Here is a 14,967-nt window from a genome sequence, read left to right on the forward strand (position 1 = left end):
GAACCACCCCCTTCTCGCCGAACCACCCCCTCGCGAACGGTGCGCGAAGGGGTGGTTCGGTGCGAAAGGGGTGGCTCGGCGCGGGAAGGGAAGAAGGGGCGGGTCAGAGCACCTTCGAGAGGAAGTCCTTCAGGCGCTCGTTCTTGGGGGCCCCGAACAGTTCGGCGGGAGGCGCCTGCTCGACGACGACTCCGCCGTCCATGAACACCGTGCGACCGGAGACCTCGCGCGCGAAGCCCATCTCGTGGGTGACGAGCACCATCGTCATGCCGCCCGACGCGAGGTCGCGGATGACCTGCAGCACCTCGCCCACCATCTCGGGGTCGAGCGCGCTGGTGGCCTCGTCGAAGAGCATGATCTCGGGGTCCATCGCCAGCGCGCGGGCGATCGCCACGCGCTGCTTCTGACCGCCGGAGAGGGATGCCGGCTTCGCACCCGCCTTCTCCGAGAGACCGACCCGGTCGAGCAGCGCGAGGGCGCGCTCGCGGGCCTCGGCCTTCGACATCTTGCCCGTCTCGACCGGAGCGAGCGTGATGTTCTCGAGCACCGTCATGTGCGGGAACAGGTTGAAGTGCTGGAACACCATCCCGATGCGCTGACGCACGTCGTCGAGCTTGACGCTCTTGTCGGTGAGGTCGACACCGTCGATGACGACGTGGCCCGACGTGGGCTCCTCCAGCTTGTTGAGGCAGCGCAGCAGCGTCGACTTGCCGGAGCCCGACGGGCCGATCACCGCGATGACCTCGCCGTCTTCGACGGTCAGGTCGATGCCCTTGAGCACCTCGTTGTCGCCGAAGGACTTGTGCAGGTCCTTGACCTCGATCTTGCTCATGCGTTGAACGTCCTCTCCAGGCGGTTCGCGAGCAGCGTCAGCAGCGTGATCACGACGAAGTAGATGATGGCGACGATCGTCAGCACCTGGGCCGACAGGTACGTCGAGGCGATGATCTGCCGCGACTGGAACGTGAGCTCGGCCAGGCCGATGACGCTGATGAGCGACGTGTCCTTCAGGGTGATGATGCCCTGGTTCACGAACGACGGGATCATGATGCGGAACGCCTGCGGCAGCACGACCTTGCGCATGGTCTTCCAGTGACTGAGACCGAGCGAGCGCGACGCCTCGTTCTGGCCGGGGTCGACGGCCTGGATGCCGCCACGGATGATCTCGGTCATGTAGGCGCCGGTGTTCAGCGAGAGGGTGATCGCACCCGCGACGAACGGGTCGAACGTGAGGCCGGGGAACAGCTGCGGCACGGCGAAGAAGACGAAGAACGCCTGCACGAGGATCGGGGTGCCGCGGAAGACGAAGACGTATGCGGTGGCGATCCAGCGGAACGGCGCGATGCGCGAGATGCGACCGAATCCGAAGACGAGTCCGAGAATGAACGCGGCCACGATCGCCACGAGCGTCGCGAGGATCGTGAGCCACAGACCCTGCATGAGGGCTGGCCAATACTTCACGGCGACCGAGATGATGTCGGTGGCCTGCGCCTGTCCACCGTCGCCGGCCTCCGCGTCGCCGAGGTAGCGGTCGACGATCTCGTCGTACTCGCCCGAGTCCTGCAGGTTCTTGAGCCCCGCGTTGAACATCTCGATGAGCTCGGGGTTCATCCCCTTGTTGACCGCGAACCCGTACTCGCCGCCGAGCTCCGGCTCACCGACCAGGCGGAAGCCCGATCCCTGCTGGATGCCGTAGGCGAGCACCGGGAAGTCCTCGAAGTAGCCGACGGCCTGGCCGGCCTTCACGGCATCCACCATGTCGGTCGTGTCCTGATACGGCGTGATGCGGAAGCCGTACTCGTCCTGGTTCTCCTCGGCGAAGGTCTGCCCCTGCGTGCCGGTCTTGACCGCCACGGCCTTGCCGTCGAGGTCGTCGAGCGACTGGATGTCGCTGGAGTCGAGCACGCCGAGCTGGATGCCGCTGGTGAAGTACGGGTCGCTGAAGTCGAAGGTCTGCTTGCGCTCGTCGGTGATCGACATACCTGCCATCACCGCGTCGACCTGGTTCGCCTGCAGCGCCTGGACGGCGGCGTCGAAGCCGAGCTGGCGGATCTCGACCTCGAAGCCCTGGTCCTCCGCGATCGCGCGGAGCAGGTCCATGTCGATGCCGACGAGGTCGCCCTCGGGCGACGTGAACTCGAACGGCGCGAACGTGGTGTCGGTGCCGATGACGTACGTCTCGCCGGTGGTGTCGGCGGTGGCGGCGGTGGCGCCGCCGAGCACGGCGCCTGCCGCGATGAACGCCGTCAGCGCCATCGCGCCGACGGTGCGACCGAGTCGCCGAAGGCGCGCGGTCGCAGGGAAGGGATTCGGGATCACGACGGATGCTCCTCGGATCGGATGATGCGACCGGACAGCCGCCGAGGATCAACCCTACTTTGCGTGCGCTCCCGGCCCCGCGAGATCGATCCAGTAGCGGCGCAGCATCGCGTGCCCGCGTGCGCTCTGGTCGCTGACGTCCTGCAACACCCCGCCGGCCCGCTCGATCGTGCGGGCCGAACCCACGTTGTCGTCGTCGCAGGTGACGAGCACTCGGTCGAGGCCGATCTCACGGGCGCGGTCGAGTGCGAGCGCGAGGCCGGCGGACGCGTAGCCCCGTCGCCGCCGGGACTCGCGCACCGCGTAGCCGATGTGTCCGCCCGCCTCGCGCAGGTAGTCGTTGAGCTCGTGCCGGAAGGACACGAATCCGACGACCTCGCCGTCGTCGACGATCCAGTACAGGTCGTTGTGCACGGAACCTTCGGGGAGTTCGGCCGAGGTGTCGGCGAGGAGCTCGGACTTCGCGATGAGGGCGTCGAGGGTCTCACGGTCGGGCGTGACCGGAGCCTGCAGTCCGGATCCGTCGACGTGGCCCTCACCGAACTCGGCGATAGCCGAGGCCCAGCTGTCGAAGATGGCGGACGTGGGGCGGACGAGTTCGACGGTCATCGCCCGATGCAATCACACGGCGTCCCGCCTTCCAAACCGCGCGCCGCGTCGTTCCGGTCGCAGTTCGCGCCGCAGGGTCCAAACTTTCGATCGCTCCGGTCGCAGTTGATGCCGCGTCAGACGGATCTGCGCGGCACCAACTGCGACCGGAGTTCGCGAAGTAGCCCCTCGTGCTCAGGCGGAGGGCGCGGGGTCGGCGGCGGGAGCGGATGCGGCGGGCGCACCGGCATCCGTCGCCTTGGGCGCCCCGCGCAGGAAGAACGCGGCGATCAGCCCGATCACGATGACGCTCGCCGGCAGCAGGATCGCCTGCGACATGGCGGCGGCGAACCCGTCGGCGACCTGCGGCGGCAGGGTGCCGCCCGAGCTGATCGATCCGGCGGAGTCGCCCATGCCCGGCAGGTTCGCCTCGAGCCGAGCCTGCATGAACGTCGCGATGGCGGCGGATCCGATGACCGAGCCGATCGTGCGGGTCGTGTTGTAGATGCCCGCGCCGGCGCCCGCCTGACGCATCGGAAGCCGACGTGTGGCGGTGGTCGCGAGCGGTCCCCACATGCCCGCGCTGCCGATGCCGAGCAGGGCCGACGGGAACAGGAACATCCAGATCTCGGTGTCCATGCGCACGAGCGAGGAGTACCAGGCGAGCGCCGACGCGAAGATGACGAGCCCGGGGATGAGGATAAACCGCGGGTCGGTGCGGTCGAGGATCTTTCCGGCCAGTGGAGCGAGCACGCCCGAGAACACGGCCATCGGGATCATCAGCAGCGCCGCCTGGGTCGGCGCGAGTCCGCGCGCGATCTGCAGGAAGAACATCAGCGGCAGCGACATGCTCGTCACCGCGAAGCCGACGGTCGCGATCGCGATGTTGGCGCCCGAGAAGTTGCGGTCGCGGAAAAGCTCGAGCGGCACGAGCGCCTCGCTCTTCGTCTTCCACTGCTGCAGGATGAACAGTCCCATCACGACGATGCCGGCGATGATGAGACCCCACACCGAGATCGGGCCCCAGATGACGCCCCAGTCGTACTTCTCGCCCTCCTGCAGTCCGAAGACGACGAGGAAGATGGCGGCCGCGCTGAGCACGACGCCGAGGATGTCGAAGCGGTGCGGGTGCGTCTGCAGCTTCGGCACGAGGATCCACGCGGCGATGAACGCGATGACGCCGACGGGGAGGTTGACGAAGAAGATCCACTCCCAGCCGAGGCCGTCGACGAGGACGCCGCCGAGCAGCGGACCGACGAGCGTCGCGACACCGGCGGTCGCGCCCCACAGCCCCATGGCGGCGCCCCGACGGTTCGGCGGGAACGTGCGCGTGATGACCGCCATCGTCTGCGGCGTCATGAACGCCGCGCCGAGTCCCTGCGCGGCGCGCGCCACGATCAGCCCCTCGAGCGAGGTCGACAGACCGCACCAGAGCGACGCGAGCGTGAAGATCGCGAGTCCGATGAGGTAGATGTTCTTCGGGCCGAAGCGGTCGCCGAGGCGTCCGGTGATGAGCAGCGGCACCGCGTAGGTGAGCAGGTAGGCGCTCGTGACCCACACGACGTTGTCGAGGTTGTTGGTGTTCGGGTCGAGCGCGGCCTTGATCGCCGGGTTCGCGACCGAGACGATCGTCGTGTCGACGAGGATCATGAAGAAGCCGATGACGAGCGCCCACAGGGCGGGCCAGGGGCTCGTGGGGCGCTGTCCGGCGGCGAAGGTCCCGGTGTCGGGTCCGGTCGCCTGACGGGATTCGGTCATTGCTGTGCAGCCTTTCGCTGAGCGAGGTAGCGATCTGTGTCGGTGAAGGCGGTCGGCCCCCAGGGGAGGTCGTCGCCGTCGAGGCGGGCGAGGAGCGAGTCGAGCCAGCGCAGCTCGGCGCCGAGCAGGACCTCTTCCCTCTCGATCTCGACGAGCACCTGGGCGGGAACGCCCTTCGCCCTGGCCTTGTCGAGGCCGTGGCGGTGCATGTCGTGGGTCTCGACGAGCGCGGCGCGACGCTCCTGCAGCAGCGCGCGCACGTCGTCTCTTTCGAGGTTGTGGGATTCGGCGAGCGCGATGCGGAAGTCGGTCTCCCGATCGACGCGCGGCAGCTCGCGGCGCACCCACGCGATGACGGTGTCGCGCCCGGCATCCGTCAGCGTGTAGGTGGTGCGCTCGGGGCGATTGCCGTCGCGGTCGATGCCGATCTCGTCGATCAGCCCGTTCTTCTGCAGCCGGGAGACGGTGTGGTACAGCGTCCCGTTGGTGATGGCGATGAGGCGGTCGTCGTGGCGAGCGCGCAGCAGACGCACCATCTCATAGGGGTGCATGTCGCTCTCGCGCAGCAGCGCGAGCACCATGACCCCCATGGGCGTGAGTGTGTCGACCGGGCTCTTCACCGCATCCTCCATCTCGACTAGTCCACGTGGACTATACGCCTCGAGGAGCACCGGCCACAACCCGACTCAGCTCTTGAGCTTGCGCAGCGCCGATCCCTTGTGCGCCGCCTCGTCGCCGCTCTTCTCCGACTTCACGATGTACGCCGGCTCGTCGGCGGATGCCGTGAACTTCTGGCCCGCGAACTCGAAGTCGGCGGTCTTCTTCTGCTGCACAGTCCCGCGGGTGCGGCCCTGCGAGGTGTTCCAGCTCACCCGGTCGCCCGTTGACAGGTCCTTCGACATGATTCCTCCGCTCGTCCCTTCGAGCGTCGCGGAGAGCGGATGCCGACACCAGCCCTTGACACGCGGCCGACGGCCGCTCGACGACCCGCGATAATGGGCGGGTGAGCACACCTTCCGACAGCACTGCTTCCGCCGGCACCGCTTCCGACAGCACAGCGCGGACGATCCCGGGCTGGCGTCACCTCTACTCGGGCAAGGTCCGCGACCTGTACGCCTCCGCCGACCCGGGAGACAGGCGCATCCTCGTCGTGGCGTCCGACCGCGTCAGCGCGTTCGACTTCGTGCTGTCGCCAGGCATCCCGCAGAAGGGCGCCCTGCTGACGCGGCTGAGCCGCTGGTGGTTCGATCGCCTCGAGGTGCCCAACCACCTCGCCGAGGGCGACGTGCCCCCCTCGGTCGCCGACCGCGCCATGCTCGCCCAGTCGCTCGAGATGCTGCCGATCGAGTGCGTCGTGCGCGGTTACATCACCGGCTCCGGATGGGCGGAGTACACCGAGAGCGGAACCGTATGCGGCATCCCGCTGCCCGAGGGCCTGCAGAACGGCGACCGCCTGCCCGAGCCGCTGTTCACCCCGGCGTACAAGGCGCCGATGGGCGAGCACGACGAGAACATCACGTTCGAGAAGGTCGAGGAGCTCGTCGGCCCCGAGCGCGCCGCCGAACTGCGCGACGCGTCGCTCGCGATCTACGCCCGCGCTGCGGCGATCGCGGAGGAGCACGGCCTCATCCTCGCCGACACGAAGTTCGAGTTCGGCACCGACGTCGACGGCGTGCTGCGCCTGGCCGACGAGGTGCTCACGAGCGACTCGTCGCGGTACTGGGATGCCGAGTCCTGGCGCACCGGCGCGACGCCGAGCGAGCGCATGGCCAGCTTCGACAAGCAGATCGTGCGCGACTGGCTCGCCGCCAACTGGGACAAGCAGGGCGAGCCGCCGGTGCTGCCGGAGGATGTCGTGGAGCGCACCGCCGACCGCTACCGCGAGCTGATCGAGCGCCTGGGCGCCTGACGCGCGCCCGTCTTCGCTCACGCGCTGCGAAGGAGATCTCGCGCAACGAAGGACCACCGCCCCGTTTCGGTCCTTCGATACGAGAGATCTCCTTCATCACGCGCGAGCGTCGCACGGCCACCGCACCCAGGGAACACTCAGGAATCGGTAGTGTTGCTCCAGCACTCCCTCCCTCCCCCGATACCTGAGGAGCCCGCATGCCCCTGTGGAAGATCCACGGCAACGGCCGCACGGTCGAGCCCGGCGCCGTCGTCACTCCCGCCGAGCGCCTGAACTGGCCCGCCACCATCGCGATCGGCGCGCAGCATGTCGTCGCGATGTTCGGCGCCACGTTCCTCGTGCCGACGCTGACCGGATTCCCCGTCTCGACGACACTGCTGTTCAGCGGTCTCGGCACCCTGATCTTCCTGCTGATCACGAAGAACCAGCTGCCCAGCTACCTCGGCTCGTCGTTCGCGTTCATCGCGCCGATCACCGCCGCGGTCGCCACCGGCGGCACGGGGTCGGCCCTCGCGGGCGTGGTGGCCGTCGGCATCCTGCTCGCGCTCGTGGGTCTCGTCGTGCAGTTCGCCGGCCTGCGCTGGGTTGACGCGCTGATGCCTCCGGTCGTCGCCGGAGCGATCGTCGCCCTGATCGGCTTCAACCTCGCTCCGACGGCGTGGAACAACTTCCAGCTCGACCCTGTCACCGCGACCATCACGCTCGTCGCGATCATCCTGTTCGCGGTGCTGTTCCGCGGCTTCCTCGGCCGCATCTCGATCTTCCTCGGCGTCGCGGTCGGCTTCATCTGGGCGGCGTTCAACGGCTCGTTCGACGTGCCGAACGCACTCCGCGACGGCAAGACGCCCGCCGAGCTCATCTCCGACGCCCCCTGGATCGGGATGCCGAAGTTCCAGCTCCCCGACTTCGTCGAGCCGGGCACCTGGTCGACCATCGCGATGTTCCTGCCCGTCGTGCTCGTGCTCATCGCGGAGAACGTCGGCCACGTGCGCGGCGTGGCGACCATGACCGAGGATGCGTCGATCAACAAGCACACCGGACGTGCGCTCATCGCCGACGGCGTGGCCACGACGATCGCGGGTGGCTTCGGCGGCTCGGGCACCACGACCTACGGCGAGAACATCGGCGTCATGGCCGCGACCCGCGTCTACTCGACAGCCGTGTACTGGGTGGCCGGACTGTTCGCGATCCTGCTGGCGTTCTCGCCGAAGGTCGGCGAGGTGTTCAACTCGATCCCGGCGGGCGTGCTCGGCGGCGCGACCACCGCGCTGTACGGCCTGATCGGCATCATCGGCATCAAGATCTGGGTCGACAGCAGGGTCGACTTCTCACGCCCGGTGAACCAGTACACAGCCGCGGTGTCGCTCGTGATCGGCATCGCCGGCTTCTCGATGAACCTCGGCGACTTCGCGTTCGGCGGCATCGTGCTCGGCACGGTCGCAGCCCTGCTCATCTACCACCTGGGCAACCTCATCGCCCGGGCGCGCAAGACCGGCGCCGACGACCCGAAGCCCCTGGAGGCGGTCGGTCCGCTCGGAGGCGACCCCGCCTGACCGCACGGATCCGGACGACGGTTCGATTTCGGGATGCTGCGCGCAGCGGCATCCGGAACTCGGGCCGTCGTCCTCTTCTCAGCAGCTGCGGACGGCGCGGATCGCGCGGATGCGCAGGTCCTCGTCGCGCGGAGGAAGGTCGAGAGGCAGGGGCGCCGTCGGCTCCGGGAGTCCGTAGAGGCGGTGCATCCAGCGGCGGGCGTCTTCGAGCGGGAACGATTCGCCGTACACCGCGTACTTGATGATCGCGCCCTCGAGGGTGCTGCGCAGCATGACCTCTTCGAGCGCCGGGTCGGCGGCGCCCCGCTCGCGGAAGAGCTCGCGCACGATGTTCTCCGACTCGGTGGCCTGCTGGCCGAAGCGCTCCTCCGACTCGGCGAAGAGCCGGTGCGTGACCGGCTGCTGCTGCATCGAGAGCACGGCACGCTGCACGGGCATCGCGAAGCCGGTCGCCATGAAGACGCCGTCGATGATGCCCGCGAGACGCTCGTCGGGGGTGCCGGGCACCTGCGGGATGCCGAACAGCATCTCGAACCACCGGTCGATGACGGCGGATATCAGCTGGTCCTTGCCACCGAAGTGATAATTCGCGAGTCCCTGAGCGACACCCGCGCGGCGGGTGATGTCGGCGATGCTGGCTCCCGCGACACCCTTCTCACCGAAGAGTTCTATCGCGGCGAGGAGGATCTTCTCGCGAGCCCGCTCACGGGCTTGCCTGTTCTGCTCGTCGGAACGGGCCATCGTGTCCACTTCCCCAGGATCGGACGACATCGAAATCAATGCCAAACCTCTACAATAACCTTTGAACAAACATTCAAGATTTCGCGTTCGGTCATATGACAGATCGGCGGCGCACGCCACACGGGTGCGGGCCCCCACGGAGGGGCGTCGGGTCCGCACCCGTGTATCTCTCGCTCTGGTCAGGCAGAGCCGCGCACGACCAGCTCGGTCGGCAGGATCGTCGTGGTCTCGGGCGCTTCACCGGCGAGATTCGAGAGCAGCACGCCCGCCATCGCCTCACCCTGCGCGTACATCGGCTGCCGCACGGTCGTGAGCGGCGGATCGGTCGACAGCGCGACCGAGGAGTCGTCGTATCCCACGAGGGCCACGTCGTCGGGAACGCGGATGCCGGTGGCGCGGAGCGCCGTCAGCGCCCCCCTCGCCATGAGGTCGCTCGCCACGAAGATCGCATCGGGGGTACCGGTCGCGAGGATGCGGCGCGCGGCATCCGCCCCGCTCGCCTCGCTGTAGTCACCGGCCTCCTCGGCGAACGGCACCAGCCCCGCGTCCGCCAGCGCGTCGCGGAAGCCCTGCAGCCGGTCGCCCGACGACGCCATCGTGAGCGGGCCGGTGATCGTGGCGATGCGGCGGCGGCCCGTGCTGAGCAGATGCTGCGTGGCCGTCCGCGCGCCGGCCACGTTGTCGACGTCGACGACGTAGTCGCCCTCGCGGCGATGCATCGGCCGACCGCCCCACACGACGGGCACGGCGTCGGCCACACGCTCGATGAACGCGTCGATCGTGTGATGCGAGACGATCAGCGCACCGTCGACGCCGCCGTTGCGCACGAAGCTCGCCATCTTGTCGCCGGGGTCATCGGTCGCGATGAGCAGGTTGAGGAGGTAGTCCGAACCGCGCAGGGCGCCCGTGATGCCGGCGACGATCGCCGCGAAGAACGGATCCCCGAAGAACGTCGTCGTGTCCTCGGGCACGATCAGCGCGATCGCGTGCGTCTGCCGCGAAGCGAGCGATCGTGCCGCCCTGTTGGGCACGTAGTTGAGCTCGGCGATCGCGCGCTGCACCGCGTCCAACGCCTCGGGGCTCACCGCGGTCGAGCCGTTCACCACGCGTGACACCGTCGACCGGGACACCCCGGCCGCCGAGGCCACCTCTTCGATGGTCGCGCGAGTCGCCACGACTCTCCCCTCCACCCGGCCGACGGTCGAGTCTTCCCAGATCCGCCGACCCGGCGTCAGAGCGCCCGCGCGGCGATGATCCGAGCGTACTCCCGGCCGGAGTCCTTCACGCTGCGCTCCTGCGTGTCGTAGTCGACGCGCACGATGCCGAAGCGCTTGTCGTAGCCCCAGGCCCACTCGAAGTTGTCGAACAGCGACCAGTAGAAGAAGCCGCGCACGTCGACCCCCGCCTCCGCCGCGTCGAGCACGGCATCGAGGTGCAGGCGCACGAACTCGGCGCGGTCCTCGTCGTGCACGCGAGTCTCGCCGTCTTCGATCACGGCGACGTCGTCGTACGCGGCACCGTTCTCGGTGACGTAGAGCACGGTACCTGCGGGCTCGGCGTACTCCGTCCACACCCGCTGCAGCAGCCGGGTGAGGCCCTCGGGCTGCACCTCCCAGTCCTGCGCCGTGCGCGGCAGCCCGCGCTCCACCGGATGGATGCCGGCGCTCGACGGGTACGGGCTGCGGCCGGGGCGGTCGGTCGCCGGGCCGCTCACCTGCGGCGGCTCGACCTGTGCCTCGCCCGCCACGAGGTCGCCGTGGTAGTAGTTGACGCCCTGCGTGTCGATGCGCTGCGCGATGGTCTCGAGGTCGCCGTCGTGCACGGCATCCTCGAACCGCGCCACCGCCTCGGCGTCGACCGCTCGGATGTCCTCGACGATGTCCGCCGGATACTGCGCGCGGTAGATCGGGTCGAGGAACCAGCGGTTGAACTGCCCGTCGATCCGCCGTGCGGCGTCGACGTCGGCCGGGTTCGCGGGGTCGGCCGGATCGGCGACCGTGTGGTTGAGCGTGATGCCGAGGTTGAGGCTCGCGTCGCGCCCGCGCAGTTCGCGCACCGTCTCGCCGTGGGCGAGCAGCAGGTGGTGTGAGGCGAGCAGCCCCTCGGCGACGCTCGTGTGACCGGGCGCGTGCTCGCCTCCCGTGTACGACAGGAACGACGAGCACCAGGGCTCGTTGAGCGTCGTCCACACGTTCACGCGGTCACCGAGCGCATCGTGCATGGTTCCCGCGTACTCGAGGAACCGCCCGACGGTGTCGCGGTTCGTCCAGCCACCCGACTCCTGCAGCGCCTGCGGCATGTCCCAGTGGTACAGCGTCAGCCAGGGCAGGATGCCGGCGCCGAGGAGTTCGTCGACGAGTCGGCTGTAGAAGTCCACGCCCTTCGCGTTCACGGCGCCACCGTCGGGTCGCACCCGCGACCATGAGGTCGAGAAGCGATACGTCTGCAGGCCCAGATCCTTCATGAGCGCGACGTCCTGCGGATAGCGATGGTAGTGATCGCACGCCACGTCGCCGTTCTCGCCCCGCACCACCGCGCCGGGCTCCCTGCTGAACGCATCCCAGATCGATGCCGTGCGGCCGTCCTCGAACGCCGCCCCCTCGATCTGATAGGCCGCCGTGGCGGCTCCGAACAGGAAGTCATCGGGGAAGGCACGGGTCATGGACGTCATCCTTTCACCGCGCCCGCCATGATGCCACTCACGAGCTGACGTCCGGCGGCCACGAAGAGCGCGAGCAGCGGCAGCGTCGCGAGCACGGCGCCGGCGAGCACGATCGAGTAGTCGATGTAGTAGCCCGACTGCAGCTGGCTGAGCGCCGTCTGCAGGGTCGGATTCTGCGGCGAGAGCACGATGAGCGGCCAGAGGTAGTCGGTCCACGCGGTCATGAACGTGAAGAGTCCCAGGATGGCCATGGCCGGCCGCGCGGCCGGCACGCCCACGGTGAGGAAGGTGCGGAACTGGTTGGCTCCGTCGACGCGGGCAGCCTCGATCAGCTCGTCGGGGATCACGTCGACGAGGTACTGCCGCATGAAGAAGACGCCGAACGCGGTGACGAGGGTCGGCACGATGACCGCGCCGATCGACCCGGTCCAGCCCAGCTCGCGCATGAGCATGAACAGCGGGATGATGCCGAGCTGGGTCGGGATCGCCATGGTCGCGATCACGAACACGAGCAGGCCGTCGCGTCCGCGGAAGCGCAGCTTGGCGAACGCGTACCCGGCGAGCGTCGAGAACGTGACGACCGAGACCGTGATGATGGCCGAGATGAGGAACGAGTTGCCGAGCGCGAGCCAGAACGGAATGGCGTCGAGCACCTTCGCCGCGTTGGCGAAGAAGTTGCCGCCGGGGACCAGCGGAAGCGTCTCGCCGCGCGTCGCATTGGTGCCGCTGGCGACGACGATCGACCACCACAGCGGGTAGACGCTGCCGATGATGAAGGCCGCGAGCAGCCCGTAGGTGAGGAAGCCGGGCCGGCTGCCGATGCCCGCGGTCCCGCTCGATGCGCCTCGGCGCCGACGGATCTTCTCGGGGACGCTGAGTGCCATGGTGGCGGTCATCGCGCGCTCTCCTTGCTGGCGGTGCGGGTGCGGCGCCGCGTGGAGCGGCTGCGAGGGCCGTCTCCCGTCGAGATGCGTCGCGAGATGAGGAAGTTGATGACGCCGATCCCGACGATGAGCAGGAAGAGCAGGATCGCGACGGCCGACGCCTCGCCGAGGTCGCGGCGGAAGAACGCCATCTCCCACAGGAACAGCACGGTCGTCTGGAACTGCCGATCGCTGCCGCCGATGCCGCCGGCCGTGGAGACGTCGAACAGTCGCGGCTCGGCGAAGATCTGCAGGCCTCCGATCGTGGCCGTGATGATCACGAAGATCAGAGTCGGCCGGATGGTCGGGATCGTGATCGAGAAGAACCGCCGCGCCGCGCCCGCGCCGTCCAGCGCCGCCGACTCGTACAGGTCGCGCGGCACGGCCTGCATCGCCGCGAGGAGGATCAGCGCGTTGTAACCGGTCCAGCGGAAGTTCACCATCACCGCGATGGCGATGTGCGACAGGAAGGTGTCGTGCTTCCACTGCTGGTCGGCGATGCCGATGAGGTTGAGGAGGTTGTTGGCGAGGCCGTCGGCCTCGTTGAAGATGCTCGAGAAGATGATCGCCACCGCGACCGGCGTCACCACGAACGGGATCAGCACGCTCATGCGCCAGAAGGTCGGCGCCCGCAGGCCGCGGTCGAGCAGGTAGGCGATGAGCAGAGCGATCGCGAGCTGCGGGATCGCCGAGAGCACGAAGATGCTCAGGGTGTTGCCGATCGAGTTCCAGAACATCCCGTCGGCGAGGATCTCGGCGAAGTTCCCCACTCCGACGAACTCGCCCTGCCCCTTCAGCAGGTCCCACTCGTGCACGGCGACCCACACCGTGTACAGCAGCGGAAACAGTCCCACGAGCCCGAACAGCAGGAAGAACGGCGAGATGTAGAAGTATGGCGAGGCGTTCTGGTCGAATCGCGAGAGGCGGTGCCGCCAGGAGCGCGGCGGCGCGGCATCCGTCTTCAATCGGGCGGTCGCGTGCGCGGACGCCGTCTCGGGGCGTTCGTGTGTGAGAGTCATGATTCTCCTCCGGGAATCCCGACGTCCGTGACACTCCGGTCGCAGTTCGTGTCGCTCATCGCGCAAAGCGACGACACGAACTGCGACCGGAGCCTCGGCGGATGGGTCAGCCGACCAGCTCGTCCAGCAGGCCGATGGCCTGCTCCCAGGCGCCCTGGGTGTCGGTCTCGCCGCGGTCGAGCGCGCTGAGCGCCGGGCCGAACACGTTCTCCTGGATGACCGAGTCGTCGGCGCCCTTGAACTGAGCGACCACGCCCTTCGCGCGCTCGGCGAGGATCGCGCCGGTCGGGGCGTCGTTGAAGAACGCGTTGGGCGTGGCATCCGCCGCGAGCGTCTCCTGGGCCTCGACGGTCGACGGGAAGTTGCCGGCCGCCGCCGACTGCTTGACCTGCTGCTCGGGCTGCGTCAGCCAGTCGGCGAGTTCGGCGGCCGCCTCCTTGTGCTGCGAGGTCTCGGGGATCGACAGGAACGCGCCGCCCCAGTTCGCCGCGCCGCCGGGGAACACGTCGGCGAAGTCCCAGCCGGTCGTGGCGTCGCCGCCGCCGGCCTCGACCTGCCCCTGCACGACGCCCAGCATCCAGCCGGGGCAGACGAACGTGGCGAAGGTTCCGTCGACGAACGACTTTCCGCCGTTCCAGTCCCACGCGGTCTGGGCGGCGGATTGGCCTCCCTCGGTCGCTGCGCCGAGCAGCTCGAAGCGCTCCTTGAGCTCGGCGTTGTCCTCGACGTTCAGCTCGCCGTCGGCGGTGTAGTACCCCTCCTCGAGCTGGTTTACCATCGCGTTCCAGACGAAGCCGGAGTGGTCGTACCAGGCCTTGCCGGTCTTGGCGGTGTAGTCGGCTCCGACCTGGAAGTAGTTCTCCCAGTCGCCGTCGAGCAGCTGGGCGACCGACTCGCGGTCACTCGGCAGGCCGGCGGCCTCGAACGCGGCGCCGTTGTAGCAGATGCCGCTCGGACCGATGTCGGTGCCGTAGCCGATGACGCGGCCCTCGGCATCCGTCGCCTGTCCGTACTTCCAGTCGACCCAGTCGTCCTTGCGGTCCTCGATGCCGTAGTCGCGGAGGTCGACGAAGGTGTCGGAGACGTCCATGACGGCGCCGAGCCACCCCTCCTCGATCGCGACGATGTCGCTGAGGCCAGAGCCCGCGGCGATCTTCGTGAACGCGTCGGTGCGGGCGTTGCCGCCGGTGTCGATGTTGGTCGCCTCGATCGTGATGTTCGGGTGCGCCTTCTCGTACTCGTCGTACAGGTCGTCGTAGCCGAAGGTGCCGAACGTGGTGACGGTGAGCGTGATGTCGCCGTCACCTCCTTCAGCGTCGCCGGAGCCGGTCGCCGCGCAGCCGGCGAGGGCGAGGGCGGAGACGGATGCCGCGGCTGTCGCGGTCAGGATCCGGGTGCGGGCACGTGTGTTCACAGGTCACTCCTTTGTGGTGGGTCGTGCGGTGGTGCGAGATTCGGGATGCCGTGGGAGCGCTCCCACGGTGGTGAGCCCGAC

General features: G+C 68.6%; 14 protein-coding genes. 2 read left to right on the forward strand and 12 right to left on the reverse strand.

Annotated elements, in window-relative coordinates; genetic code table 11:
• Positions 1 to 103 precede the first annotated feature (103 nt).
• From RAC81_RS06475 to RAC81_RS06500, 6 genes are all read right to left on the reverse strand, one after another.
• The gene (locus RAC81_RS06475; RefSeq protein WP_375081586.1) at positions 104 to 832 is read right to left on the reverse strand and encodes an amino acid ABC transporter ATP-binding protein; all 729 of its coding nucleotides are present in this window, start codon (positions 830 to 832) and stop codon (positions 104 to 106) included.
• Complete coding sequence (locus tag RAC81_RS06480; RefSeq protein ID WP_375081587.1) at positions 829 to 2,319, reverse strand: amino acid ABC transporter substrate-binding protein/permease; 1,491 nt, start codon at positions 2,317 to 2,319, stop codon at positions 829 to 831. Before RAC81_RS06480 ends, RAC81_RS06475 begins: the two co-directional genes overlap by 4 nt.
• Before the next feature lie 54 nt (positions 2,320 to 2,373).
• Positions 2,374 to 2,928, reverse strand: coding sequence for a GNAT family N-acetyltransferase (locus RAC81_RS06485; RefSeq protein WP_375081588.1), 555 nt, complete (start codon positions 2,926 to 2,928; stop codon positions 2,374 to 2,376).
• A 174-nt stretch (positions 2,929 to 3,102) separates the two neighbouring features.
• On the reverse strand, positions 3,103 to 4,665 hold the full coding sequence (locus RAC81_RS06490) for an MFS transporter (RefSeq protein ID WP_375081589.1): 1,563 nt from the start codon (positions 4,663 to 4,665) through the stop codon (positions 3,103 to 3,105).
• Positions 4,662 to 5,285 (reverse strand): PadR family transcriptional regulator, encoded by a 624-nt coding sequence (locus RAC81_RS06495; protein WP_375081590.1) that lies wholly within the window; start codon positions 5,283 to 5,285, stop codon positions 4,662 to 4,664. The genes RAC81_RS06490 and RAC81_RS06495 overlap by 4 nt, the downstream gene beginning before the upstream one ends.
• A gap of 66 nt (positions 5,286 to 5,351) precedes the next feature.
• Positions 5,352 to 5,567, reverse strand: coding sequence for a DUF2945 domain-containing protein (locus tag RAC81_RS06500; RefSeq protein ID WP_375081591.1), 216 nt, complete (start codon positions 5,565 to 5,567; stop codon positions 5,352 to 5,354).
• Positions 5,568 to 5,668: 101 nt separating this feature from the next.
• Here RAC81_RS06500 and RAC81_RS06505 point away from each other — a divergent pair, with 101 nt between their 5' ends.
• Together RAC81_RS06505 and RAC81_RS06510 are read left to right on the forward strand one after the other, a co-directional pair.
• Positions 5,669 to 6,574 carry a phosphoribosylaminoimidazolesuccinocarboxamide synthase gene (locus tag RAC81_RS06505; RefSeq protein WP_375081592.1) on the forward strand — a complete coding sequence of 302 codons (906 nt, stop codon included), beginning with the start codon at positions 5,669 to 5,671 and terminating at the stop codon, positions 6,572 to 6,574.
• A 197-nt stretch (positions 6,575 to 6,771) separates the two neighbouring features.
• A complete protein-coding gene (locus tag RAC81_RS06510) occupies positions 6,772 to 8,127 on the forward strand; it encodes a uracil-xanthine permease family protein (protein WP_375081593.1) in 1,356 nt (451 codons plus the stop codon).
• A 78-nt stretch (positions 8,128 to 8,205) separates the two neighbouring features.
• On the opposite strand, the gene RAC81_RS06515 is transcribed toward RAC81_RS06510, so the two are convergent.
• The 6 genes from RAC81_RS06515 to RAC81_RS06540 all read right to left on the reverse strand — a co-directional run bounded on the left by RAC81_RS06515 (position 8,206) and on the right by RAC81_RS06540 (position 14,886).
• A complete protein-coding gene (locus tag RAC81_RS06515; protein ID WP_375081594.1) occupies positions 8,206 to 8,868 on the reverse strand; it encodes a TetR/AcrR family transcriptional regulator in 663 nt (220 codons plus the stop codon).
• A gap of 179 nt (positions 8,869 to 9,047) precedes the next feature.
• The gene (locus tag RAC81_RS06520; RefSeq protein ID WP_375081595.1) at positions 9,048 to 10,043 is read right to left on the reverse strand and encodes a LacI family DNA-binding transcriptional regulator; all 996 of its coding nucleotides are present in this window, start codon (positions 10,041 to 10,043) and stop codon (positions 9,048 to 9,050) included.
• A 56-nt stretch (positions 10,044 to 10,099) separates the two neighbouring features.
• Positions 10,100 to 11,530 carry a GH1 family beta-glucosidase gene (locus tag RAC81_RS06525; protein ID WP_375081596.1) on the reverse strand — a complete coding sequence of 477 codons (1,431 nt, stop codon included), beginning with the start codon at positions 11,528 to 11,530 and terminating at the stop codon, positions 10,100 to 10,102.
• 5 nt (positions 11,531 to 11,535) lie between these two features.
• Positions 11,536 to 12,426 (reverse strand): carbohydrate ABC transporter permease, encoded by an 891-nt coding sequence (locus RAC81_RS06530; RefSeq protein ID WP_375081597.1) that lies wholly within the window; start codon positions 12,424 to 12,426, stop codon positions 11,536 to 11,538.
• Entirely contained in the window at positions 12,423 to 13,472 is a 1,050-nt protein-coding gene (locus RAC81_RS06535; RefSeq protein ID WP_375081598.1) for a carbohydrate ABC transporter permease, read from the reverse strand. Before RAC81_RS06535 ends, RAC81_RS06530 begins: the two co-directional genes overlap by 4 nt.
• 106 nt (positions 13,473 to 13,578) lie before the next feature.
• Positions 13,579 to 14,886 (reverse strand): ABC transporter substrate-binding protein, encoded by a 1,308-nt coding sequence (locus RAC81_RS06540; protein ID WP_375081599.1) that lies wholly within the window; start codon positions 14,884 to 14,886, stop codon positions 13,579 to 13,581.
• Positions 14,887 to 14,967: the final 81 nt, after the last annotated feature.

The sequence above is a fragment of the Microbacterium sp. CR_7 genome, from assembly GCF_041954755.1.
Classification (GTDB): Bacteria; Actinomycetota; Actinomycetes; order Actinomycetales; family Microbacteriaceae; genus Microbacterium.

What these genes read in the sequence shown, in the direction of transcription:
- RAC81_RS06530 (WP_375081597.1), bottom strand. Translation starts at nt 12,426, where the DNA reads ATGACCGCCACCATGGCACTCAGCGTCCCCGAGAAGATCCGTCGGCGC.
- RAC81_RS06500 (WP_375081591.1), bottom strand. Translation starts at nt 5,567, where the DNA reads ATGTCGAAGGACCTGTCAACGGGCGACCGGGTGAGCTGGAACACCTCG.
- RAC81_RS06485 (WP_375081588.1), bottom strand. Translation starts at nt 2,928, where the DNA reads ATGACCGTCGAACTCGTCCGCCCCACGTCCGCCATCTTCGACAGCTGG.
- RAC81_RS06475 (WP_375081586.1), bottom strand. Translation starts at nt 832, where the DNA reads ATGAGCAAGATCGAGGTCAAGGACCTGCACAAGTCCTTCGGCGACAAC.
- RAC81_RS06525 (WP_375081596.1), bottom strand. Translation starts at nt 11,530, where the DNA reads ATGACCCGTGCCTTCCCCGATGACTTCCTGTTCGGAGCCGCCACGGCG.
- RAC81_RS06490 (WP_375081589.1), bottom strand. Translation starts at nt 4,665, where the DNA reads ATGACCGAATCCCGTCAGGCGACCGGACCCGACACCGGGACCTTCGCC.
- RAC81_RS06515 (WP_375081594.1), bottom strand. Translation starts at nt 8,868, where the DNA reads ATGGCCCGTTCCGACGAGCAGAACAGGCAAGCCCGTGAGCGGGCTCGC.
- RAC81_RS06510 (WP_375081593.1), top strand. Translation starts at nt 6,772, where the DNA reads ATGCCCCTGTGGAAGATCCACGGCAACGGCCGCACGGTCGAGCCCGGC.
- RAC81_RS06535 (WP_375081598.1), bottom strand. Translation starts at nt 13,472, where the DNA reads ATGACTCTCACACACGAACGCCCCGAGACGGCGTCCGCGCACGCGACC.